Annotated in this window: 15 protein-coding genes; all 15 read right to left on the bottom strand. The window is 72.9% G+C overall.

Annotated elements, in window-relative coordinates:
* Nucleotides 1–20: 20 nt before the first annotated feature.
* The 15 genes from ACFWP2_RS35495 to ACFWP2_RS35425 all read right to left on the bottom strand — a co-directional run bounded on the left by ACFWP2_RS35495 (nt 21) and on the right by ACFWP2_RS35425 (nt 22,570).
* On the bottom strand, nt 21–191 hold the full coding sequence (locus ACFWP2_RS35495; RefSeq protein ID WP_380459445.1) for a hypothetical protein: 171 nt from the start codon (nt 189–191) through the stop codon (nt 21–23).
* 287 nt (nt 192–478) lie between these two features.
* Nucleotides 479–2,065 (bottom strand): phosphoglycerate dehydrogenase, encoded by a 1,587-nt coding sequence (gene serA, locus ACFWP2_RS35490; RefSeq protein WP_380459459.1) that lies wholly within the window; start codon nt 2,063–2,065, stop codon nt 479–481.
* Between the two features lie 243 nt (nt 2,066–2,308).
* On the bottom strand, nt 2,309–3,307 hold the full coding sequence (ilvC, locus tag ACFWP2_RS35485; RefSeq protein WP_097236149.1) for a ketol-acid reductoisomerase: 999 nt from the start codon (nt 3,305–3,307) through the stop codon (nt 2,309–2,311).
* 110 nt (nt 3,308–3,417) lie between these two features.
* Nucleotides 3,418–3,942, bottom strand: coding sequence for an acetolactate synthase small subunit (gene ilvN / locus ACFWP2_RS35480; RefSeq protein WP_049657946.1), 525 nt, complete (start codon nt 3,940–3,942; stop codon nt 3,418–3,420).
* A gap of 33 nt (nt 3,943–3,975) precedes the next feature.
* Nucleotides 3,976–5,829, bottom strand: a complete 1,854-nt coding sequence (locus ACFWP2_RS35475) for an acetolactate synthase large subunit (protein ID WP_380459442.1) — start codon at nt 5,827–5,829, stop codon at nt 3,976–3,978.
* 331 nt (nt 5,830–6,160) lie between these two features.
* Nucleotides 6,161–9,133, bottom strand: coding sequence for a putative bifunctional diguanylate cyclase/phosphodiesterase (locus tag ACFWP2_RS35470; protein ID WP_380459457.1), 2,973 nt, complete (start codon nt 9,131–9,133; stop codon nt 6,161–6,163).
* Between the two features lie 500 nt (nt 9,134–9,633).
* Nucleotides 9,634–12,675 carry an AAA family ATPase gene (locus ACFWP2_RS35465; RefSeq protein WP_380459440.1) on the bottom strand — a complete coding sequence of 1,014 codons (3,042 nt, stop codon included), beginning with the start codon at nt 12,673–12,675 and terminating at the stop codon, nt 9,634–9,636.
* A gap of 152 nt (nt 12,676–12,827) precedes the next feature.
* The gene (locus tag ACFWP2_RS35460; RefSeq protein ID WP_158077676.1) at nt 12,828–12,986 is read right to left on the bottom strand and encodes a hypothetical protein; all 159 of its coding nucleotides are present in this window, start codon (nt 12,984–12,986) and stop codon (nt 12,828–12,830) included.
* A gap of 223 nt (nt 12,987–13,209) precedes the next feature.
* Nucleotides 13,210–14,712, bottom strand: a complete 1,503-nt coding sequence (gene gatB / locus ACFWP2_RS35455; protein ID WP_380459437.1) for an Asp-tRNA(Asn)/Glu-tRNA(Gln) amidotransferase subunit GatB — start codon at nt 14,710–14,712, stop codon at nt 13,210–13,212.
* 129 nt (nt 14,713–14,841) lie between these two features.
* On the bottom strand, nt 14,842–15,102 hold the full coding sequence (locus ACFWP2_RS35450; RefSeq protein WP_360348731.1) for a hypothetical protein: 261 nt from the start codon (nt 15,100–15,102) through the stop codon (nt 14,842–14,844).
* Complete coding sequence (gatA, locus tag ACFWP2_RS35445) at nt 15,099–16,592, bottom strand: Asp-tRNA(Asn)/Glu-tRNA(Gln) amidotransferase subunit GatA (protein ID WP_380459434.1); 1,494 nt, start codon at nt 16,590–16,592, stop codon at nt 15,099–15,101. The genes ACFWP2_RS35450 and gatA overlap by 4 nt, the downstream gene beginning before the upstream one ends.
* A 5-nt stretch (nt 16,593–16,597) precedes the next feature.
* Nucleotides 16,598–16,894, bottom strand: a complete 297-nt coding sequence (gene gatC, locus ACFWP2_RS35440) for an Asp-tRNA(Asn)/Glu-tRNA(Gln) amidotransferase subunit GatC (RefSeq protein ID WP_030057414.1) — start codon at nt 16,892–16,894, stop codon at nt 16,598–16,600.
* Nucleotides 16,895–17,132: 238 nt separating this feature from the next.
* Complete coding sequence (locus ACFWP2_RS35435; protein ID WP_380459432.1) at nt 17,133–18,929, bottom strand: putative bifunctional diguanylate cyclase/phosphodiesterase; 1,797 nt, start codon at nt 18,927–18,929, stop codon at nt 17,133–17,135.
* Nucleotides 18,930–19,251: 322 nt separating this feature from the next.
* Entirely contained in the window at nt 19,252–21,540 is a 2,289-nt protein-coding gene (ligA, locus tag ACFWP2_RS35430) for an NAD-dependent DNA ligase LigA (RefSeq protein ID WP_380459430.1), read from the bottom strand.
* Nucleotides 21,541–21,559: 19 nt separating this feature from the next.
* Nucleotides 21,560–22,570 (bottom strand): methionine synthase, encoded by a 1,011-nt coding sequence (locus ACFWP2_RS35425; protein WP_380459429.1) that lies wholly within the window; start codon nt 22,568–22,570, stop codon nt 21,560–21,562.
* Between the last annotated feature and the right edge of the window lie 35 nt (nt 22,571–22,605).

Here is a 22,605-nt window from a genome sequence, read left to right as displayed (position 1 = left end):
GGCCCCGGCGGCGGAACCGCTCAGTGGTGCCCGGTCACGCCGCCGTTGTCCCGGCGGTCCAGCGAGCGCTGCAGGGCGGCGGCCGCGAAGGGGTTCCGCTCGGCGGCCCGGCGCCGGCGCGGGGCGCGGACGGGGGTGGCGGCGGGGGCGGAAGTGGCGTGACGGGCGTGACGGTCGGCGGTCGGCGACATACCGGGCTCCTTGGAAACGGCGCTGCGGAAGGGCGAGCGCGAAGAGGGGAGAGGGAGCGCGGGAGCGGGGATCGCCCGCTCGTGGAGGCGCACGCGCACACGGGCCGCACTCCCTGGCTACAGGGGCGGCACACCGTATGGCCCTTCCACGGTACGGCCGGGCCCGGGCCGTGTCTGCACGAATACTTGGATTTCCTACTATCTGAGACGGCTGTCACCCGGGAGGACGCAGCAGGGCCCGGACCGCCGTTCGAACGGCGGTCCGGGCCCTGGGGGAGCCGGGAGGGTCAGCCCAGGTCGACCGAGCGCGCGAAGTGGGCGCCGATCTCGGCGGCGATGGCCGACAGCACCTCCTGCGGGATCTCGGTGTCCACGGTGATGGAGGCCAGCGCGCTGCCGCCGTCGCGGGCCACCTGCATGCCGGCGATGTTGATGCCCGCGTCGCCGAGGTGGCGGCCGAGCACGCCGACCACGCCGGGGCGGTCCTCGTACTTGAAGAAGGCCATGTGGTCGGTGAGCGCCACGTCCACGTCGAAGGCGTCCACGCCGACGATCTTCTGGGTCAGCTTGGGGCCGGCCAGCGTGCCGGAGATGGCGATCTCCTCGCCGCCCGCGAGCGTGCCGCGGACGGTGATCACGTTGCGGTGCTCGGGGCTCTCGCTGGAGGTGGTCAGGCGGACCTCGACGCCGCGCTCCTGGGCGAACAGCGGGGCGTTGACGTAGGACACCGTCTCCGCCACCACGTCCTCGAACACGCCCTTCAGCGCGGACAGTTCGAGCACCTTCACGTCGTGCTGGGTGATCTCGCCGCGGACCTCGACGTCGAGGCGGACGGCCACCTCGCCGGCCAGCGCGGTGAAGATCCGGCCGAGCTTCTCGGCCAGCGGCAGGCCCGGGCGGACGTCCTCGGCGATCACGCCGCCCTGGACGTTCACCGCGTCCGGCACCAGCTCGCCGGCCAGCGCGAGGCGCACCGACCGGGCGACCGCGATGCCGGCCTTCTCCTGCGCCTCGTCGGTGGAGGCGCCCAGGTGCGGGGTGGCGACCACGTTGTCGAAGGCGAACAGCGGGGAGTCGGTGCACGGCTCCTTGGCGTAGACGTCCAGGCCGGCGCCGGCCACCCGGCCCTCGCGCAGGGCGCCGGCCAGCGCGTCCTCGTCCACGATGCCGCCGCGGGCGGCGTTCACGATGCGGACGGTCGGCTTGACCTTGTGCAGCGCCTCGTCGCCGATCAGGCCGATGGTCTCCGGGGTCTTGGGGAGGTGGACGGTGATGAAGTCCGAGACCTCCAGCAGCTCCTCCAGGGTGACCAGCTTGACGCCCATCTGCGCGGCGCGGGCGGCCTGGATGTAGGGGTCGTACGCGACGATCTTCATCCCGAACGCGGACATCCGCTGGGCGACCAGTACGCCGATCCGGCCGAGGCCGACGACGCCGAGGGTCTTCTCGCTCAGCTCGACGCCGGTGTACTTGTTGCGCTTCCACTCGCCCTGCTTGAGCGCGGCGTTGGCCGGCGCGATGTTGCGGGCGACGGAGATCAGCAGGCCGCAGGCGAGTTCGGCGGCGGTGACGATGTTGGAGGTCGGCGCGTTGACGACCATCACGCCGGCCTTGGTGGCGGCGGCGACGTCCACGTTGTCCAGGCCGACGCCGGCCCGGGCGACCACCTTGAGCTTGCGGGCGGCGGCCAGCGCCTCGGCGTCGACCTTGGTGGCGGAGCGGATCAGGATCGCGTCCACGTCGGCGATCGCGGTGAGCAGCTCGGTGCGGTCGGCGCCGTTGCAGTGGCGGATCTCGAAGTCGGGGCCGAGGGCGTCGACGGTGGCGGGCGAGAGCTCTTCGGCGATCAGTACGACGGCGCTTCTGGAGGTCACAGTGCTCACGACAGTGGGTCCTTAACTGTCCGGTTCCCCCGGGCACGTAGGTGGCGTGGAGGGCGGGGGAAGGTGGCATGCCGCGTAGGTAGACGCACGACGCTGTGGGCCTGACGCGCACTCGGAGTGTATCGACGGGCTGGATAGCGGGCTGCTCCCGTCCGGCGAAATCACCCGGACGAGAGCAGCCTACTTGTACAACGTGGTAACAAAATCGGGCCCGGAGGACGGCCCGGAAGGGGGTCAGGCCTTCTCGTTGACCCAGCTCATCAGCGAGCGCAGCTTCTTGCCGGTGGTCTCCAGCAGGTGGTCCTCGTCGGCCTTCTTGTACTCGTTGTACTTGGGCAGACCCGCCTTGTACTCGGCGATCCAGGTGTTGGCGAAGGTGCCGTCCTGGATCTCGGCGAGGACCTTCTTCATCTCGGCCTTGGTGGCGTCGGTGATGATCCGCGGGCCGGTGACGTAGTCGCCCCACTCGGCGGTCTCGGAGACCGACCAGCGCATCTTCTCCAGGCCGCCCTCGTACATCAGGTCGACGATCAGCTTCAGCTCGTGCAGGCACTCGAAGTAGGCGATCTCCGGCTGGTAGCCGGCCTCGACCAGGGTCTCGAACCCGGCCTTCACCAGGGCGGCGGTGCCACCGCAGAGGACGGCCTGCTCACCGAACAGGTCGGTCTCGGTCTCCTCGGTGAAGGTGGTCTTGATGACGCCGGCCTTGGTGGCGCCCAGGCCCTTGGCGTACGACAGCGCCAGGGCGAAGGCGTTGCCCGAGGCGTCCTGCTCGACCGCGACGATCGCGGGGACGCCGCGGCCCTCCTCGTACTGGCGGCGGACCAGGTGGCCCGGGCCCTTCGGGGCGACCATGCAGACGTCGACGTCCGCCGGGGGCTTGATGAAGCCGAAGCGGATGTTCAGGCCGTGGCCGAAGAACAGGGCGTCGCCGGCCTTCAGGTGCGGGGCGATGTCGGCCTCGTAGACGTCGGCCTGGATCGGGTCCGGGACGAGGATCATGATGACGTCGGCCTCGGCCGCCGCCTCGGCCGGGGTGACGACGCGCAGGCCGGCCTCCTCCGCCTTGGCACGGGACTTGGACTCCGGCTTCAGGCCGACCCGGACGTCGGCGCCGGAGTCGCGCAGCGACAGCGCGTGGGCGTGGCCCTGGCTGCCGTAGCCGATGACCGCGACCTTGCGGCCCTGGATGATGGACAGGTCGGCGTCGTCTTCGTAGAACAGCTCGGCCACGGGGGCACATCTCCTTGCGTGGTGGTTGCCGGGTACGCGGTATTCACCGTATGCGTTTCCGGCTGGGTGCGGGTCTTTGCTTCGAGGGTTGAGACGCGGTCTCGCGCGGTTTACGCGCTGCGGTCCAGGGCGCGCAGCGAGCGGTCCGTGATGGAGCGCGCGCCGCGGCCGATGGCGACCAGGCCGGACTGGACCAACTCCTTGATGCCGTAAGGCTCCAGCATCCGGAGCATGGCCTCCAGCTTGTCCGAACTGCCGGTGGCCTCGATGGTCACCGCTTCGGGCGACACGTCGACGGTCTTGGCACGGAACAGCTGGACGATCTCGACGATCTGCGACCGGGTCTCGTTGTCGGCGCGGACCTTCACCAGGACCAGTTCCCGCTGGATCGCAGCGGACTGGTCGAGTTCGACGATCTTTATCACGTTCACGAGCTTGTTGAGCTGCTTGGTGACCTGTTCCAGCGGGAGGTCCTCGACGTTGACCACGATCGTCATCCGGGACACGTCCGGATGCTCGGTCGAGCCGACGGCGAGGGAGTCGATGTTGAAGCCCCGCCGGGAGAACAGGGCGGCGATGCGGGCGAGCACGCCGGGCTTGTTCTCGACCAGGACGGAGAGGGTGTGCTTGGACATGGGGTTCCTCAGTCGTTCTGGAAGGAGGGGCGGTCAGTCGAGGTCGTCGCCGAAGTCGGGGCGCACGCCCTTGGCGAACTGGATCTCGTCGTTGCTGGTGCCGGCCGCGACCATCGGCCAGACCATGGCGTCCTGGTGGACGATGAAGTCGATGACCACCGGGCGGTCGTTGATCTCCATCGCCTGCTTGATGACGGCGTCGAGGTCCTCGGGGCGCTCGCAGCGCAGGCCGACGCAGCCCATCGCCTCGGACAGCATGACGAAGTCGGGGATCCGGGTGCCCTGGGCCGGCGGCTCGATGCCGTCGTGGCCGGGGCCGGAGTGCAGCACGGTGTTGGAGTAGCGCTGGTTGTAGAACAGCGTCTGCCACTGCCGGACCATGCCCAGCGAGCCGTTGTTGATGACCGCGACCTTGATCGGGATGTCGTTCAGGGCGCAGGTGACCAGTTCCTGGTTGGTCATCTGGAAGCAGCCGTCGCCGTCGATGGCCCAGACCGCGCTCTCCGGGCGGCCGGCCTTGGCGCCCATCGCCGCGGGGACGGCGTAGCCCATCGTCCCGGCGCCGCCCGAGTTGAGCCAGGTGCCCGGCTTCTCGAAGCGGATGAACTGCGAGCTCCACATCTGGTGCTGGCCCACGCCCGCGGCGTAGATGGCGTCGGGGCCGACCGTCCGGCCGATCCGCTCGATGACCTGCTGCGGCGAGAGCTGCCCGTTCGGGGCCGGCTCGTAGCCGAGCGGGTAGGTCTTCTTCCACTCGTCGAGCCGCTCCCACCACTCCGTGTAGTCGCCCTTGTGGCCGGCGTCGAACTCGGCCTGGACGGCGACGATCAGGTCGGCGAGCACCTCGCGGGCGTCGCCGACGATCGGCACGTCCGCCGGGCGGTTCTTGCCGATCTCGGCCGGGTCGATGTCGGCGTGGACGACCTTGGCGTTGGGGGCGAAGCCGTCGAGCTTGCCGGTGACGCGGTCGTCGAAGCGGGCGCCGAGGGTGAACAGCAGGTCCGACTTCTGGAGCGCGGTGACGGCCGGGACGGAGCCGTGCATGCCGGGCATGCCCAGGTGCTGGGGGTGGCTGTCCGGGAAGGCGCCGAGCGCCATCAGGGTGGTGACGACCGGGGCGCCGGTCAGCTCGGCGAGGATCCGCAGCTCGGCGGTGGCCTGCGCCTTGATGACGCCGCCGCCGACGTACAACACCGGGCGCTTGGCGCCGACCAGCATCTTCGCGGCCTCGCGGATCTGCTTGGCGTGCGGCTTGGTCACCGGGCGGTAGCCGGGCAGGGCGGTCTCGACCGGCCAGCGGAAGGTGGTGGTCGCCTGGAGCGCGTCCTTGGCGATGTCGACCAGGACCGGGCCGGGGCGGCCGGTGGCGGCGATGTGGAAGGCCTCGGCGATCACCCGGGGGATCTCGGCCGGGTCGGTGACCAGGTAGTTGTGCTTGGTGATCGGCATCGTGATGCCGCAGATGTCCGCCTCCTGGAAGGCGTCGGTGCCGATCGCCTTGGAGGAGACCTGGCCGGTGATCGCGACGATCGGCACGGAGTCCATGTACGCGTCGGCGATCGGGGTGACCAGGTTGGTCGCACCGGGGCCGGAGGTCGCCATGCAGACCCCGACCCGGCCGGTGGCCTGGGCGTAACCGGTGGCGGCGTGACCGGCGCCCTGCTCGTGCCGGACCAGGATGTGGCGCACCTTGACGGAGTCCATCAGGGGGTCGTACGCGGGAAGGATGGCCCCGCCCGGAATGCCGAAGACGGTGTCCGCGCCCACGGCCTCCAGCGAGCGGATGAGCGACTGGGCGCCGGTCATGGTCTCGACGACGTGCTGGGGAGCGGGAGCGTTGGCGGCCGGGTTGTCCCCGCGGCGGGGGGATGCGGCGTGCTCGGTCATCTGCCTGTCTCTTCTCGGGTTTTGCCGACCCGGTGCTGCGGGCCCCGGTGCTGCGAGGGTGGGGTCCCGGTCCGGGGCGAGCGCCGGCTCTGCCTCAATCGTCCCGCTCGATCCGACAAATCGGACCTGCTCGGGCGGCCGAGGCCAGGGGTCTTGCGGAGGTGGAACAGCGTCAGTGCAACAAAAAACCCCTCGTGCCCAAGGGCATGCGAGGGGTGGCGCGTCGGTCTGTCACGAGCAGGGCGTACGAGCCCACTCAGCCGACGCGCCCGCCAAGTACGAGAATTCGGGTGCGCATGGCAACGACCTTCCTCCCGTGCGGGGCGGCGTGTCAAGCAGGCGGGATGACCGTCTCGCCATGCGGACCTCCCGACGGACCAGTAACGGCACGGTGTTCGGGCAGGTCAGGGCCGCCGTGGTGATGTGCGCCACGTCCCGGCGCGGCGTCCGTCCGACCGTTCGTCCGGCCACTCGTCCGGGTGTCGTCGGCGGCGGGCGGGTACGGGCGGCGGGCCGGGAACGGGCCCGCGGGGTCGGGCGGCGGGCCCGCCGGGGCCGGCAGCGGGTAGCCGCGGCGGGCCAGCGCCCGGCGCAGCCGGGGCTCGTCGAGCGGCGGGGCGAAGGCCGAGCCCTGGGCCTGACCGCAGCCCAGCTCCCGCAGCGCGACGACCTGGCGGGGCAGGTCCACCCCCTCGGCGGCGGTGGCCATCCCGAGGTCGCGGCCGAGCCGCAGCGCGTGCCCGGCGAGGGTGCGGCTGAGCGGGGACTCGCCGAGGTCCTGGACGAGCGTGCGGTCCAGCTTGAGCCCGTCCAGCGGCAGCCGGGCGAGGGCGCCGAGCGAGCCGCCGCCGGCGCCGTACCCGGCCAGCCAGGTGGAGACGCCCAGCCCGCGCAGGGCGGTGAGCCGGCGGCCGAGTTCGTCGGCGAGCGAGTCCGGGCCCATCCGGGCCACCTCGATCACCAGTTCGTCGGCCGGCAGCCCGCTGTCGCGCAGCGCCGCGGCCACCGTCTCGTACAGGCCGGGCGAGCAGAGCCGCTCCACGGTGAGCCGGACGGCCACCGGGACGGGCTCCGGCGTGCCGCGGCCCCTGCCCGGCAGGCCGCGCCGCTCGACGGCCGCGCTGACCGCCTCCAGGACCAGCCAGCGGGAGAACCGGGTGGCCGCGTCGCCGTGCTCGGCCGAGCGCAGGAACTCGGCCGGGGTGAGCAGCAGGCCGCCCACCGAGCGCCAGCGGGCCTGTGCCTCGACGCCGGTCACCGCGCCGCTGCGCAGGTCCACCACCGGCTGGTGGAGCAGCGTGAAGCCGCCCTCCCGGACGGCCAGTCGAAGCCGTTCCTCCAGTTCGGTGCGGCGTTCCAGGTCGGCCCGCATCGCGGGGGTGTAGAGCACCACCCGGCCCTTGCCCTCGGACTTGGCCCGGTACATCGCGAGGTCGGCGTTGCGCATCAGCTCGTCGGCGGCGGCTCTGGGGTCGGCCGCCGGGCCGCGCTCGGGGGTGCCGAAGGCGATGCCGATGCTGGCGGCGACGCTGAGTTCGGCGCCGCCGATCCAGTACGGCTCGGAGACCGCGAGGCGCAGCCGCTCGGCCAGCTCCTGGACCTGGAGGCGGCCGAGCGGGCCGCAGACCAGCGCGGCGAACTCGTCGCCGCCGAACCGGGCGACGGTGTCCCCGCAGCGCACGGCGCTCTGCAGCCGGCGGGCGGCCTGCACCAGCAGTTCGTCGCCGACCTGGTGCCCGGCGGTGTCGTTGACCGCCTTGAAGCCGTCCAGGTCGAGGAAGAGCACCGCGATCCCGGCGCCCGTCCCGCCCTGCTGGCCGCGGGAGCCGAGGGCGGACCGCAGCCGCTGGGTGAACAGCGCCCGGTTGGGCAGGTCGGTGAGCGGGTCGTGGAAGGCGTTGTGCTGCAACTGGGCCTGGAGCATGACGCGTTCGGTGACGTCCCGGCTGTTGAGCAGCAGGCCGTCGCGGTGTCTGCTGACGGTGGACTCGACGTGCAGCCACTCGCCGGCGCCGGAGCTGATCCGGCACTCGACCCGGGCGGAGGGTACGGCGGTGCCGGGGCTGCGGTGGGTGGTGAGCCGGACCCTGGCGAGGTAGCGGCGGACCTCGGAGAGCACCCGGCCGACGTCCTCGGGGTGGACCAGGTCCAGCAGGTTGCCGCCGACCAGTTCCTCCGGGTCCCGCCCGTAGACGCCGAGCGCGGCCGGGGAGACGTAGGAGAGCACGCCGTTGGCGCCGGCGATCATGATGACGTCGCTGGAGCCCTGCACCAGGGAGCGGAAGTGCGCCTCCTTGTGGGCGAGTTCCTGGGCCAGCGACAGGTTGTCCAGGAGCATCACGCCCTGCCGCAGGATCAGCGCCAGCCCGACGGTGCAGGCCGCCGCGGCCACCACGCGGTCCAACTCCCGTCCGCCGAGCGCGTTGTAGAGGATGCCGGCGGTGCAGACCGCGGCGGCCGCGTACGGGGTCAGCGCGCTGAAGGTGGTGGCCACCCGGCGGTGCGGCAGGCCGCCGGCCGAGGGGTGCTCGCGCACCGGACGGCGCCAGCGCGGCGACCACGGCGCCCAGGCCAGCAGCAGGCTGCCGGCGAACCAGCCGGCGTCCAGCAGTTCGCCCGAGTGGTAGCTGCTGCGCAGCTGCGGGGAGGTGAACAGGGCGTCGCAGGTGACGGTGACGGCGAGCGCCACCATCGCCGTGTGCACCGCCGCCCGGTTGCCGTCCCGGCCGCGGAAGCGCAGCCCGACCACCAGGCTGACCAGCAGGATGTCCAGCACCGGGTAGGCCAGGTTGAGGGCCAGGCGCAGCGGTGAGCCGTCCTCGCCGGCCGCGATCCGGCCGAGCGCCAGGCTCCAGCTGAGGGTGAACAGCGAGCCGGCGATCAGCCAGCCGTCGAGCAGCAGGCAGAGCCAGCCGGCCGCCGTGCGCGGGTGCTGGGCGAGCACCAGGACGCCGGTGATGGCGAGCGGGGCGAAGAGCAGGAAGGCGTACTCGGCGAGCGAGTCCCGGGGCAGCTCGGTGCGAACGACCAGCTCGTACCAGCCCCAGGTGCCGTTGCCGAAGGCGACCATGAACGAGGAGAGGCCGAACAGCAGCCAGGCCGGGCGGGCCTGCCCGCCGACCGTGCAGCCGTACACCAGACAGGACAGCGCGGCCGCCAGGGCCGCCGCCGCCAGTCCGAAGTCGCCCATGAAGACGGACAGTTGGCGCGATCCCCAGCCGGCGGCGGCGCCCGCGGCGTAGGCCAGGCAGAGCCCGCCCAGAACGAACCCGGGCAGGGCCCGGCTGGCTCTGAGCCGGCACATCGCGCCCCGGCGGGCGGGTGCGGGTGCGGGCACGTCGACGGCGGACGTGTCGGTGTGCGGTGCGTCCGGCCGTCCGGTTCCGGGCAGCACCGTTTCGGTGGAGCTCACTCGGCCTCTCCCCCTCCGGCCCGGGGCCTCGCGCCCCGGCCACGGGCCACCGGCCGCGCACCTGTCGGACGTACGCGGTGGCCTGGCGCCCCGTCAGGACGGTGGCCCAGGGGGTGGACGGCCTGCCGGTCGCCGCACCGTACCGATGCTCCCGAAATGGACCCTACACCAATTCCGTCACTCAATGACACGCACACTCAACTTAGAGTAATGGCGAAAGGGTGGGGAAATGCCCCTGATTCCTACGGATCGGCCCGATTGGCGGCGGCGCGCGGGTGGGGGCTCACGCGGCGCGCACGGGAGCACGCGGCGGCGCCCGAACACCGGTGCCAGGACGGACGAACGACGGACCCGGGCCGGCCGGGGCCGGTCCGGGTCCATGGGGAGCCTGTTCAGCGGCCCGAGGGGGCCAGGTCGTCCGGGAACAGTCGCAGCCGGTGCGCCAGCGCGGCCGCCTCGCCGCGGCCGCCGACGGCGAGCTTGCCGAGGATGTTGGAGACGTGCACGCTCGCGGTCTTCGGAGAGATGTACAGCTCCTCGGCGATCTGCCGGTTGGTCCAGCCGCGCGCGAGGAGTCGGAGCACGTCCCGCTCACGGGGGGTGAGGTTGAAGGAGTCCCCGGCGGCCGGGGCCGGCACCGTGGCCGTCCGCTCGACCGGGGCGAGGCTCAGCCCGGCCCGCTCGGCCAGCGCGGCGATCTGCCCGCCGAGCAGCCGGTCGTCCCGGACGGCCGCCAGTCCGGCCGCCTCGCGCAGCAGTTCGGCACCGGCCTCGCGGCGCCCGGCCTGCACCTCGGCCTCGCCGGCCCGCAGCAGGGCGAGCGCCAGCGGGTACGGCAGGCCGGTCGGCCGCAGCGCCTCGACCGCGGCGGCCCAGGCCTGGGCGGTGTCCGCGCCCTCGGCGCGGGCCAGTTCGGCCTCCAGCAGCCGGGCCCAGCCGTGGTGCAGCGGCGCCCGGGGCCGCAGCCCGGCGGCGGCCCCGGCGATCGCGGCCAGCGCCCCCGCCCGGCCCGCCTCGGCCTGCGGCAGGCCCCGGCTGTCCGCCTCCACCGCGGCGGCCTCGGCCAGCAGCGGGTAGACGTCGGACTCGTGGCCGAGCCGGCCGTCCTCCTCCAGCACGGCGAGCAGTTCGGCCCGGGCCTCCAGCGGCCGGCCGCCGAGCGCCGCGAGCCGCACCGCCAGCCGGCTGATCGGCACGCTGTGCTGGACCTGGCCGACCCGGTTGGCCGCCCGGGCCTGCGCCAGCATGGTCGCCGCGGTGGCCAGGTCCCCCTTGAGCAGGGCGAGTTCGCCGCGCATCCGGTCCAGGAACTCGGCGTGGGTGCCGCTCAGGCTGGTCAGCTCCCAGCCGGCGAGCACCTCGGCGGCCTCCCCGACCCGCCCGAGGTCGGTCAGCGCCTCGACCAGGTTGCCGGTCAGGATGGTGCCGATGTTGCGCAGCAGGCCGTTGCCGTCCGCGAACTCCAGGCCCTCCCGGGCCAGCCGGACGGCGTCCTCCGGCCGCCCCAGCCCGCGCTGCATGCTGGCCAGGTTGTTGATGCCGCGCAGCAGGAGGTCGGGCACGCCCAGCCGGCGGGCCCGTTCGACCGCCCCGGCGAGCTCGGCCAGCCCGCCCTCGGCGTCGCCCTGCACGTCGTAGCGCAGGCCGCCGAGGGTCATCCGGGCGTGCACCTCGACCGAGTGCGCGCCCACCTCCTGGGCGATCCGGATCGCCCGCCCGGCCAGCTCGATCGCCTCGGGGGTGGGCTTCTTGAGCATCGCCGTCCCGGCGCCGAGGGCGAGCACCTCGGCCTGGACCGCGGTCGGCGGCAGGTGCTCCACCAGCCGCAGCGCGTGCGCGATCTCCGCCTCGTCGCCGGAGCGGCGCAGGCTGCCCAGCATCCGGGCCCGGTTGATCCGGAACCAGGCCGCGCGCACCGGGTGCTCCGCCTCGTCGACCAGCCGCAGCCCGCGCTTGGCCAGGCTCAGGCCGCGCTCGCGGTCGCCGCAGCGCCGGGCCGCGACCACCGCCTCGGCCAGCACGTCGACCAGCTGGATCCGGTCGCACTCCGGGTCCGCGGCGTTGTGGTCGCAGGAGCCGGGCGGGTAGGTCTCGGCCCAGTCGTAGGGGCGCAGGGTGTGCGCCAGGACTTCCTCGGAGACCAGGTCCCACAGCTCCAGGGCCCGTTCCAGCATGCCGAGTTGCTCGGCGAAGGCGTTGCGGCGGCGGGCCGCGCGGGCGGCGTCCAGGGCCGTCGGCAGGGCGCGGGCCGGATCGTGCGCGTGGTACCAGTAGTTGGCCAGCCGGGCGGCCAGCGCGTCGCCCGGGACGAGCTGCGGCTGGGCCTCCACGGCGAGCGCGAACTTGCGGTTGATCCGGTGCCGTTCGCCGGGCAGCAGGTCGTCCGAGACCGCCTCGCGGACCAGCGCGTGACGGAACCGGTAGCCCTCGCCCTCGCTGTCCGGGCGCAGGATGTTGGCGCCGACGGCCGCCCTCAGCGCCTCGATCAGCGCCTCCTCGTCGTCGTCCAGGACGGCGGCCAGCAGGGCGTGTTCGACGTGCGAGCCGCCCTCGGCGGCGATCCGCACCACCCGCTGGGCCTCCTCGTCCAGGCCCTCGACCCGCACCAGCAGGATGTCCCGCAGCGAGTCGGTCAGCCCGGCGCCGCAGCCGTCCTCGAAGGCGGTGGCCAGCTCCTCGACGAAGAACGGGTTCCCCTCCGAGCGGCGGTGGATGCGGTCCACCAGCTGGCGGTCGGGGGCGGTGGTGCCGAGGATGCCGGCCAGCTGGGCGGCCACCTCGCGGCGGTCGAACCGGGCCAGCTCCAGCCGCTGGACGGTGCGCAGCCGTTCGAGCTCGGCCAGGAAGGGGCGCAGCGGGTGCCGGCGGTGCAGGTCGTCGGTGCGGTAGGTGGCGACCAGCAGCACCCGGGACCGGTGCAGGGTGCGCACCAGGAAGGCGAGCAGCTCGCGGGTGGAGCGGTCGGACCAGTGGAGGTCCTCGACGGCGAGGACGAGGGTACGCTCCGCGCCGAGCCGTTCGAACAGCCTCGCGGTGTGCTCGAACAGCCGGGCCCGGCTGTACTCGTCGTTGGGCTCGCCGTCCACCTCGCCGAACTCGGAGAGCAGCCGGGCCAGGTGCCCCTCGCTGCCGGCCGCGGCGGCCTCCAGCTCGGCGCCCAGGGAGCGGTGCAGTCTGCGCAGGGCGGCGGCCAGCGGCGCGTACGGCAGTCCCTCGGCGCCGACCTCCAGACAGCTGCCGAGCGAGGTGACCGCGCCCCGGGCGGCCGCCCGCTCCAGGAACTCCTCCAGCAGCCGGGTCTTGCCGACCCCCGCCTCGCCGCCGATCAGCACGGCCTGCGGGCTTCCGGTGCCCGCGCGGCGCAGCGCGTCGGTCAGCTCGGTGATCTCGCTGCCGCGGCCGACGAAGACGGGGCTGACCGATGTCTGCTGCATGGAGGCGAGCATGCCATAGCCGGTGGGGCCCGGCCGAGGGGTTATCTCCCCTGGCGAACGGGTCGAAGGGCCCGAACGCCCGGAGGGGGAGACGCTCACTCGCAGCGTCTCCCCCTCCGGAGCTCCTTCGGCACCGTCGTGGTGCCGCACCGTCAGCATTCGGGCCGACGCACGGGGCGCCGCTGGAAGCGGGCGGCCACCGGGCGCTGCCGCAGTCGGCGGGCCTCCTTGGCCTCGCGCACCAGGCGCTCGTGCTCGGCGCGGGCCACGAGCTCGTGGGCCTGTTGCTGGAAGGTCTGGTACTCGATCATTTCCGGTTCCCCCTGTGGGCTTCGCCGTGCTGCGCTGTTTCCCTGACGAGTAAGAGCTTCCTCCGCCAGTGGGGGGTGCCGCATCGGGAGCGTGCCCCATCTTCCGGGGCCCGGATGCCTTAGATCGGGCGCCGGAAAAGGTTTAAGGCCCCATCCCACCTAGATACATAGGTGAGATGGGGCCTTAGGCCTTACTTAGAGGGCCTTAGATGCCTTAGTTGCCTTAGGAAGCCAGCTTCTCAAGGATCAGATCCTTGACCCGGGCGGCGTCGGCCTGGCCCCGGGTGGCCTTCATGACCGCACCGACCAGCGCGCCCACGGCCTGGACCTTGCCGTCGCGGATCTTGGCGGCGATCGCCTCGTTCTCGGCGATGGCCTGGTCGACGGCGGCACCCAGCGCGGAGTCGTCCGAGACCACGGCCAGGCCGCGCTTCTCGACGATCTCGTCCGGCTCGCCCTCGCCGGCCAGCACGCCCTCGATGACCTGGCGGGCCAGCTTGTCGTTGAGCTTGCCCTCGGCGACCAGCGCGGCGACCCGGGCGACCTGCACCGGGGTGATCGGCTGCTCGCTCAGCTCGGTGCCGGTCTCGTTGGCGCGACGGGCCAGCTCGCCCATCCACCACTTGCGGGCCTGGTCGGCCGGGGCGCCGGCCGCGATGGTCTCCTGGATCGGCCCCACCGCACCGGCGTTGAGCACCGACTGCATGTCCTTGTCGGACAGGCCCCACTCGGCCTGCAGCCGGGCGCGGCGCACCCGCGGCAGCTCGGGCAGGGCGGCCCGCAGCTCCTCGACCCACGCGCGGGCGGGGGCCACCGGCACCAGGTCCGGCTCGGGGAAGTAGCGGTAGTCCTCGGCGTTGTCCTTGATCCGGCCCGAGGTGGTGCTGCCGTTCTCCTCGTGGAAGTGGCGGGTCTCCTGGACGATGGTGCCGCCGTCGGTCAGCACGGTGGCGTGCCGCTGGATCTCGAACCGGGCGGCCCGCTCCACGCTGCGCAGCGAGTTGACGTTCTTGGTCTCCGAGCGGGTGCCGAAGGTCTCGGTGCCGTTCGGGCGCAGCGACAGGTTGACGTCGCAGCGCATCTGGCCCTTGTCCATCCGGGCCTCGGAGACGCCGAGCGAACGGATCACCTCGCGCAGCTCGGCGACGTACGCCTTGGCGACCTCGGGGGCGCGCTCGCCGGCGCCGACGATCGGCTTGGTGACGATCTCGATCAGCGGGATGCCGGCCCGGTTGTAGTCGAGCAGCGAGTGGGTGGCGCCGTGGATGCGGCCGGTGGCCCCGCCGACGTGGCTGGACTTGCCGGTGTCCTCCTCCATGTGGGCGCGCTCGATCTCCACCCGGAAGGTCGAGCCGTCCTCCAGCTGCACGTCGAGGTAGCCGTTGAAGGCGATCGGCTCGTCGTACTGCGAGGTCTGGAAGTTCTTGGGCATGTCCGGGTAGAAGTAGTTCTTCCGCGCGAACCGGCACCACTCGGCGATCTCGCAGTTCAGCGCCAGGCCGATCTTGACGGCCGACTCCACGCCCACCGCGTTGACCACCGGCAGCGAGCCCGGCAGGCCCAGGCAGGTCGGGCAGGTCTGGCTGTTCGGCTCGGCACCCAGCTCGGTCGAGCAACCGCAGAACATCTTGGTCTTGGTGCCCAGCTCGACGTGGACCTCAAGGCCCATCACCGGGTCGTACGACGCGAGAGCGTCCTCGTAGGAGACCAGGTTCATGACGCTCACAGCGTCCCTTCGTTCAAAAGACTGTGGGAGGTACGGGCCCGGCCGCCGCTCGCGCGGGGCCGGGCTGGGGCGTGTCTCGCGGGTCCTTGCCGGGTGCGCGACGCAACCCGCGGGACACGCCCGGGGCGCTCAGCCCAGCAGCACGTCGTCGGAGCCCAGCTGACGCAGCTCCCGCACCAGCAGGGCCGTGCCGGTGATCAGCGCGGCCGCGCCGACCAGGGCGTTCACCAGCTTGAGGGTGTCGCTCTCCTCGCGGGCCTTGCGGACGTCCTTGGCGACGGAGATCGCGCCGAACGCGCTGGTGCCGATGGACAGCCACAGGCCGGGCTTGCTGTGCTTCCACCCCTTGAGCGAAGCGGACTGGGCCTTGGCCTTCTCGATCTTGCTCACAGTGCCGGTGCCTCCTCCAGCAGGGTGTGCCCCCACTTGTCGTTGAGTGCGGCCTCGACGGCGCCGCCCACGCGGTACAGGCGGTCGTCCGCCATCGCGGGTGCGATGATCTGGAGGCCGACCGGGAGATTGTCCTCCGGCGCCAGGCCCACCGGCAGCGACATGGCCGCGTTGCCCGCCAGGTTCGACGGAATCGTGCACAGGTCGGCCAGGTACATCGCCATCGGGTCGTCGGCGCGCTCGCCGATCGGGAAGGCGGTGGTCGGCGTGGTCGGCGAGACCAGGACGTCCACGCCCGCGAAGGCCGCGTCGAAGTCGCGCGAGATGAGCGTGCGGACCTTCTGGGCCGAGCCGTAGTAGGCGTCGTAGTAGCCCGAGGACAGCGCGTAGGTGCCCAGGATGATGCGGCGCTTGACCTCGTCGCCGAAGCCGGCCTCGCGGGTCAGGGCGGTGACCTCCTCGGCCGAGCGCGAGCCGTCGTCGCCGACCCGCAGGCCGTAGCGCATCGCGTCGAAGCGGGCCAGGTTGGAGGAGCACTCGCTCGGCGCGATCAGGTAGTACGCCGGCAGCGCCAGGGTGAAGGACGGGCAGGAGACCTCGACGACCTCGGCGCCCAGCTCGCGCAGCAGCTCCACCGACTCGTTGAAGCGCTGCATCACGCCGGCCTGGTAGCCCTCGCCGGCGAACTCCTTGACCACGCCGATCCGCATGCCGCGGATGTCGCGCATCCTCGCGGCCTCGACCACGGCCGGGACGGGCGCGTCGATCGAGGTGGAGTCCAGCGGGTCGTGCCCGGCGATGGCCTCGTGCAGCAGGGCCGCGTCCAGCACGGTGCGGGCGCACGGACCGCCCTGGTCCAGGCTGCTGGAGAAGGCGACCAGGCCGTAGCGGGACACCGAGCCGTAGGTCGGCTTGACGCCGACGGTGCCGGTGACGGCGCCGGGCTGGCGGATCGAGCCGCCGGTGTCGGTGCCGATCGCCAGCGGGGCCTCGAAGGCGGCCAGCGCGGCGGCCGAACCGCCGCCGGAGCCGCCGGGGATGCGGGAGAGGTCCCACGGGTTGCCGGTCACGCCGTACGCGGAGTTCTCGGTGGAGGAGCCCATCGCGAACTCGTCCATGTTGGTCTTGCCGAGGATGACCACGCCGGCGTCCTTGAGACGGCTGGTCAGCGTGGCGTCGTACGGCGGGATCCAGCCCTCGAGCATCTTCGAGCCACAGGTGGTCGGGATGCCCTTGGTGGTGAAGACGTCCTTGAGCGCGAGCGGGACGCCGGCCAGCGGGCCCAGCTCCTCGCCCTTGGCGCGCTTGTCGTCGACGGCCTTGGCCGCGGCCAGCGCGCCCTCGGTGTCGACGTGCAGGAAGGCGTTGACCTTCTCGTCGACGGCGGCGATGCGGTCCAGGTGCGCCTGCGCGACCTCGACGGCCGACACCTCACCCTTGGCGACGGCGCTCGCGGTCTCGGCCGCGGTGTAGCGAATCAGCTCGGTCATCTCGGTCAGTCCTCCCCGAGGATCTGCGGCACACGGAAACGCTGCTCCTCGGCGGCGGGGGCGCCGGACAGCGCCTGCTCCGGGGTGAGCGACGGCCGCACCTCGTCCGCACGCATGACGTTGGTCAGCGGCAGCGGGTGGGAGGTCGGCGGGACGTCCTGTCCGGCGACCTCGGAAACGCGGGCGACCGCGCCGATGATCACGTCGAGCTGCTCGGCGAAGTGGTCCAGCTCTTCGGGCTTCAGCTCAAGACGCGACAGCCGGGCGAGGTGGGCGACCTCCTCGCGCGTGATGCCAGGCATGCAGCGATCCTCAGGGTGAGTTCTGGTGAGGCCCGACGGTGCCTTGCGAGCGGTGCCGGGCCCGGGCAGGAGCAGCCGGGTTCGGCGCTCCGTCCTCATGGTCTTTGGACCCCATCCTATGGGGCCCGTCCCCCGCCCCGGCCAACGAGTGAGCCGCGGCGCCCGTCACCGGCCCTCCCGGGGGCCGCGCCGCGGCGTCCCGCGGACCACCGGGAACCGCGGCGCGGCGTCCGGCGGGCTACTGCGGCCGGGGGCGGGCCCAGCCCTGCGGCTTGATCTCCCGGTGCGCGGCCTGCACCACCTGGGCCACCGGCGGCAGCGTGGGCGGGATGGCCGGCGGCCGCACCGGCGGGAGCGTCGGCGGCAGCGCCGGCGGCCTGGCCGCCTGGGCGACCGGCCTGGCGCTCTGGGCCGGCTGGAAGCCCGCGTGCAGCTGGGGCGGCACGCCGCACCGCTCCACCGGCGGGGCGCCGGTGCGGTGCACCCGCAGCCAGGCGGTGGCCTGCTCGGCCGGCAGCGCGGCCGACACCAGCCAGCCCTGGACGGCGTCCACGCCCATGCAGTGCAGCCGCTCCCAGGTCTCGTCGTCCTCGACGCCCTCGGCGACCACGGTCAGGCCCAGCGAGTGGGCGAGCTCCACCGAGCAGCGGACCACCGCCGCGTCGTGGTCGTCGGCGACCATCCGGGAGACGAAGGAGCGGTCGATCTTCAGCTCGCCGACCGGCAGGCTGCGCAGCCGCACCAGCGAGGAGTGCCCGGTGCCGAAGTCGTCCAGGGACATCCCGACCCCGTAGCCGCGCAGCTCGGCCAGGGTGTCGGCGGCCCGCCGGGAGTCGTCCAGCAGCAGCCGCTCGGTGATCTCCAGCTGGAGCGCGTGGGCCGGCACCTGGTGGCGCACGAGGTGGCCGGCGACCCGCTGGGCGAAGCCGGGGTTGAGCACGTCGCGCGGCGAGACGTTGACCGCGACCTGCACCTGGAGGCCCTGGTCGCGCCAGTACGCGAGCTGGCCGACGGCCGCCTCCAGCACGTAGTCGGTGAGCCGGGGCATCAGGCCGCTGGACTCGGCGAGCCCGACGAACTCGTCCGGCGAGACCTTCCCCTGGCCGGGCCGCTCCCAGCGCAGCAGCGCCTCCAGGCCGACCACCCGGCCGTCGAAGGCCACCTTCGGCTGGTAGTGCAGCTGCACCTCGCCGGTCTCCAGCGCCCGGCGCAGGTCCCCCAGCAGCCCGATCCGGTACGGCGTGTCGGCGTCCTGGGTCTCGTCGTACTGGGCGACGCCGCTGCATCCGCGCTGGGCGTGGCCCATCGCGACGTCGGCCCGGCGCAGCAGGGCCTCGGCGTCCTGGGCGTGCTGGGGGTAGACGCAGACGCCGCCGCTGGCCTCCAGGACCAGCAGCAGCCCGTCCAGCCGGATCGGGGCGGCCAGTTCGGCGATCAGCGCCTTGGCGACCCGCTCCAGGCTGTCCGGGCAGTTGATGCCGGGCAGCAGGACGGCGAACTCGTCGCCGCCCATCCGGGCCACCATCGGGCGGCCGCGGCGGTAGTGCCGGGGCAGGCCGGCGAAGACGTCGTCGATGGACTCCCGGGTGGCGCTGCCGGCCGGGCCGCCGGAGCGCAGGGCGCGGTGCAGCCGGCGGGCGATGTGAACCAGCAGCCGGTCACCGGCCGTATGACCGAGTGTGTCGTTGAGTGATCGGAAGCGATCGAGGTCAAGCAGGATGAGACCGACGCTGTAGCCCTCCTCGCACTCCGCGATCGCCTCCTGGGCGGCCAGCAGCAGGGCCTGACGGTTGGGCAGGTCCGTCAGCGGGTCGGTCAGCTGGTCGCGGGCGCGGTCCCGGGCGATCCGCCAGGCCGCCACCAGCACCGCCAGGGGCACCGCGAACAGCGGCAGCAACTCGGGTTCGTACCGGTAGACCAGGACGGCCAGCGGGATGAGCGGCGCGGCTCCGGCCAGCAGCACGCCGAGCAGCAGGACCGCACCCGCCACCCCCTGCGGCGGGCGTGTGGGCGCACCGCCGGTCGTACGATCCATAAGCCCTGTCCTCCGTCGGGCCCGCCCCGTCAGGCCGCCTTACGGTGAGGCACCGTGCCGGTACCGACAGCTGCCGGGCATGGAGCGACCCCGAGGAGCACCGGCCCAGCCGGTGCCCCCACCCCTGCTGACACTCTGTTGCGCTCCAGGGTAAGCCGGTGTCCACCCGGTGGGCAGACTTTCGGACAACCGGAAACGCGCCACCGCTCTCGGGTGCCGCACAGTGACACAATGCCCGCTTTCACTCTGCGGCACCCGGTGACGTTGCATCAGGACGATAACAACACCGATCCGGTCACGGACCGCTCGGGTCCGCTCCGGGTCAGTCCTCGACCGGCTGCTCCTTCGCCTCCCCGGCCTCCTCCGGCTCCGGAAGTCCCAGGTGGGCGCGGGCGGCGGACGGCCCGTCAGTGAGAAGGACGGCGAACCCGGCGTCGTCCAGGACCGGCAGGCCGAGCTGAACAGCCTTGTCGTACTTGGACCCAGGGTTGTCACCAGCGACCACAAAATCGGTCTTTTTCGAAACCGAACCGGTCACCTTCGCTCCGCGCGAGGTCAGCGCCTCCTTGGCGCCGTCCCGGGTGTGGCCGGCCAGAGTGCCGGTCACCACGACGGTCAGGCCCTCCAGCGGGCGCTCCGCCTCCTCCTCGTCCGCGAACTCCTCGGTGAAGCGGACGCCGTCCGCCTTCCAGTTCTCCAGGATCCGCTGGTGCCACGGCTCCGCGTGCCACTCCCTGATCGAGCGGGCGATGATCGGGCCGACCCCCTCGACGGCCGCCAGCTGCTCCTCGCTCGCCTCGAAGATCTTCTCCAGGTCGCGGAACTCCCTGGCCAGCGCCTGCGCGGCGACCGGGCCGACGTGCCGGATCGACAGGCCGTTGACGAACCTCCAGAGCGGCCGCGTCTTCGCCGCCTCCAGGTTGTCGATCAGGGCCTGGAGCGACTTCTTCGGCTCGCCCTTGGTGGTGGCGAAGAAGAAGACCTCCTTCTCCTTGCCCGTCCGGTCGTCCAGCTTCGGCATGCCGGTCTTCGGGTCCCGGACCAGCACCTTGATCGGCAGCAGCTTCTCCGGCGTCAGCCGGAAGATGTCCGCCTCGTTCCGCACCGGCGCCTCGGCCGGCTCCAGCGGCTGGGTCAGCGCGGTGGCCGCGACGTAGCCGAGGCCCTCGACGTCCAGGGAGGACCGCCCGCCGAGGAAGGCGATCCGCTCCCGGATCTGGGCCGGGCAGTGCTCCGCGTTCGGGCAGCGCAGGTCGATGTCCCCCTCGGACATCGGCCGCAGCTCGCTGCCGCACTCCGGGCAGTGCGAGGGCATCACGAAGGCCCGCTCGGTGCCGTCCCGCAGGTCGTAGACCGGGCCGAGGATCTCCGGGATGACGTCGCCGGCCTTGCGCAGCACGATCGTGTCGCCGAGCAGCACGTCCTTGGCCTTGACCACGTCCTGGTTGTGCAGCGTCGCGTACTGCACCATCGAACCGGCCACCTTCACCGGCTCGGCCAGCACCGCGTACGGGGTGGCCCGGCCGGTGCGCCCGATGCCGACCTTGATCTCGGCCAGCTTGCCGGTGACCTCCTCCGGCGGGTACTTCCAGGCGATCGCCCAGCGCGGGGACTTGGAGGTGGCGCCGAGCCGGCCCTGGAGGGCGATCTCGTCCACCTTCACCACGACGCCGTCGATCTCGTGCTCGACCGAGTGCCGCTGCTCGCCGAAGTGCGCGATGAAGGCCCGCACCTCGGCGAGCGTCTTCACCACCTTGTTGTGGCGGGCGGTGGGCAGGCCCCAGTCGTGCAGCAGCCGGTAGGCGTGCGACTGGTTGTCGATGTCGAAGCCGACCCGGGCGCCGATGCCGTGCACCACCATGTGCAGCGGGCGGGAGGCGGTGACGTGCGGGTCCTTCTGGCGCAGCGAACCGGCGGCGGCGTTGCGGGGGTTCATGAACAGCCGGATCATCGCCCGGGGCCGCTTGCCCTCCTTGGCGCGCTCCTCGTTCTCCTGCCGGCGGCGCTCGTTCTCCTCCGCGAAGGAGGCGTTGAGCGCGTCGAAGGCCTCGGTCGGGAAGTAGACCTCGCCGCGGATCTCCACCAGCTCGGGGATGTCGTCGCCCTTGAGCTGGTGCGGGATCTCCTTGATGGTGCGGACGTTGGGGGTGATGTCCTCGCCGACCCGGCCGTCGCCGCGCGTCGCCGCCTGCGTCAACTGGCCGTTCTCGTACGTGAGGTTGACGGCCAGGCCGTCCACCTTGAGCTCGCACAGGTAGTGGTAGTCGATGCCGTGCAGCTCGGTGGCGACCCGCTCGGCCCAGGCGGCCAGCTCGTCCTCGTCCATCGCGTTGTCCAGGCTGAGCAGCCGCTCGCGGTGCTCGACCTCGGCGAACAGCGCGGTGGGGGCGCCGCCGACCCGCTGCGTCGGGGAGTCCGGCGTGGCCAGGGCCGGGTGCTCGGCCTCGATCCCCTCCAGCTCCCGCATCAGCGCGTCGAACTCGGCGTCGCTGACGACCGGCGCGTCCTGCTCGTAGTACCGGGCCCGGTGGTCGGAGATCTCCTGCGCCAGCTCGGCGTGCCGCCCGCGCACCTCCGCCGGGACGTCCTCCCAGCCCTCGACAGCCGTCACCGCAAGCCCTCCTGCATTCTCATTCCGGGTTGTCCACCAGGCTCTGCGCCGCCCGTACCGCGGACGACAGCGCCCTGCGCGCGTACGCCGGGGAGGCCCCGGCCAGCCCGCAGGTCGGCGTCACCAGCACGCGGCGGCCCAGCAGCTCCGGGGCGAACCCGAGCCTGCGCCACAAGGTCCTGACACCCTGGACACTACCGGCAGGGTCGGACACCGCCTGGTCAACGGCGGGGACGACACCAGCGAGGATCATCGTGCCGCCCTCCACGGCCTCGCCGAGATCGTCGTCCTGGCGCTCGGTGAGGAGGGAGAAGTCGAGCGAGATCCCGGCGACGCCGGCCCGGCGCAGCAGCGGGACCGGGACGTCCGGGGCGCAGCTGTGCACCACCACGGGCGCGTCGAGGTTCCGGACCACCTCGCGCAGCACCTCCTCGGCGACCTGCCGGTCGACGGCGCGCAGCCGCTGGAAGCCGCTGGCGGTCTTCACCGACCCGGCCAGGACGGCGGGCAGCGCGGGCTCGTCGAGCTGGAGGACCGGCTGCGCGCCGGGCACCCGCTTGCGGACGTCCGCGAGGTGGCGGCGCAGGCCCTCGGTGAGCGAGCCGGCGATGTCGCGGCACGCGCCGGGGTCGGAGAGCGCCTTCTCGCCGTGCTTGAGCTCGATGTTCGCCGCCAGTGTCCAGGGGCCGACGGCCTGGACCTTGAGCGCGCCCTGGTAGCCCTGGGTGAACTCCTCCAGCGCGTCCAGGTCCTCGCCGAGCCAGGAGTGGGCGCGCCGGGTGTCCCGGCCGGGACGGTCGGTGAACCGCCAGCCGCTCGGCTCGGTCTGCGCGAACAGCTCGACCAGCAGGCCGGCGCCGCGCCCGATCATGTCGGCGCCCGGGCCCCGGGCGGGCAGCTCGGGCAGGAACGGCAGGTGCTCCAGGGCCCCGGTGGAGGTCTTGGCGGCCTCCCGGGCGTCGGTGCCGGGCAGCGAGCCGACGCCGGTGGCGGCGCCGCGCAGGTCGGGGAAGGGGTGTGGGGTGCTCACCCGCCCGAGCCTACTCAGCCGGACGGCCCCGGTGC

Origin of the sequence: Kitasatospora sp. NPDC058444 (genome assembly GCF_042721415.1) — a bacterium.
Classification (GTDB): domain Bacteria; phylum Actinomycetota; class Actinomycetes; order Streptomycetales; family Streptomycetaceae; genus Kitasatospora.
Note: the sequence above shows the minus strand (reverse complement) of the source record. Positions and strands in the feature narration are given on the sequence as shown.

What these genes read in the sequence shown, in the direction of transcription:
- ACFWP2_RS35495 (WP_380459445.1), bottom strand. Translation starts at nt 191, where the DNA reads ATGTCGCCGACCGCCGACCGTCACGCCCGTCACGCCACTTCCGCCCCC.
- ilvN (WP_049657946.1), bottom strand. Translation starts at nt 3,942, where the DNA reads ATGTCCAAGCACACCCTCTCCGTCCTGGTCGAGAACAAGCCCGGCGTG.
- ACFWP2_RS35475 (WP_380459442.1), bottom strand. Translation starts at nt 5,829, where the DNA reads ATGACCGAGCACGCCGCATCCCCCCGCCGCGGGGACAACCCGGCCGCC.
- ACFWP2_RS35470 (WP_380459457.1), bottom strand. Translation starts at nt 9,133, where the DNA reads ATGTGCCGGCTCAGAGCCAGCCGGGCCCTGCCCGGGTTCGTTCTGGGC.
- ACFWP2_RS35465 (WP_380459440.1), bottom strand. Translation starts at nt 12,675, where the DNA reads ATGCAGCAGACATCGGTCAGCCCCGTCTTCGTCGGCCGCGGCAGCGAG.
- ACFWP2_RS35460 (WP_158077676.1), bottom strand. Translation starts at nt 12,986, where the DNA reads ATGATCGAGTACCAGACCTTCCAGCAACAGGCCCACGAGCTCGTGGCC.
- gatA (WP_380459434.1), bottom strand. Translation starts at nt 16,592, where the DNA reads ATGACCGAGCTGATTCGCTACACCGCGGCCGAGACCGCGAGCGCCGTC.
- gatC (WP_030057414.1), bottom strand. Translation starts at nt 16,894, where the DNA reads ATGCCTGGCATCACGCGCGAGGAGGTCGCCCACCTCGCCCGGCTGTCG.
- ACFWP2_RS35435 (WP_380459432.1), bottom strand. Translation starts at nt 18,929, where the DNA reads ATGGATCGTACGACCGGCGGTGCGCCCACACGCCCGCCGCAGGGGGTG.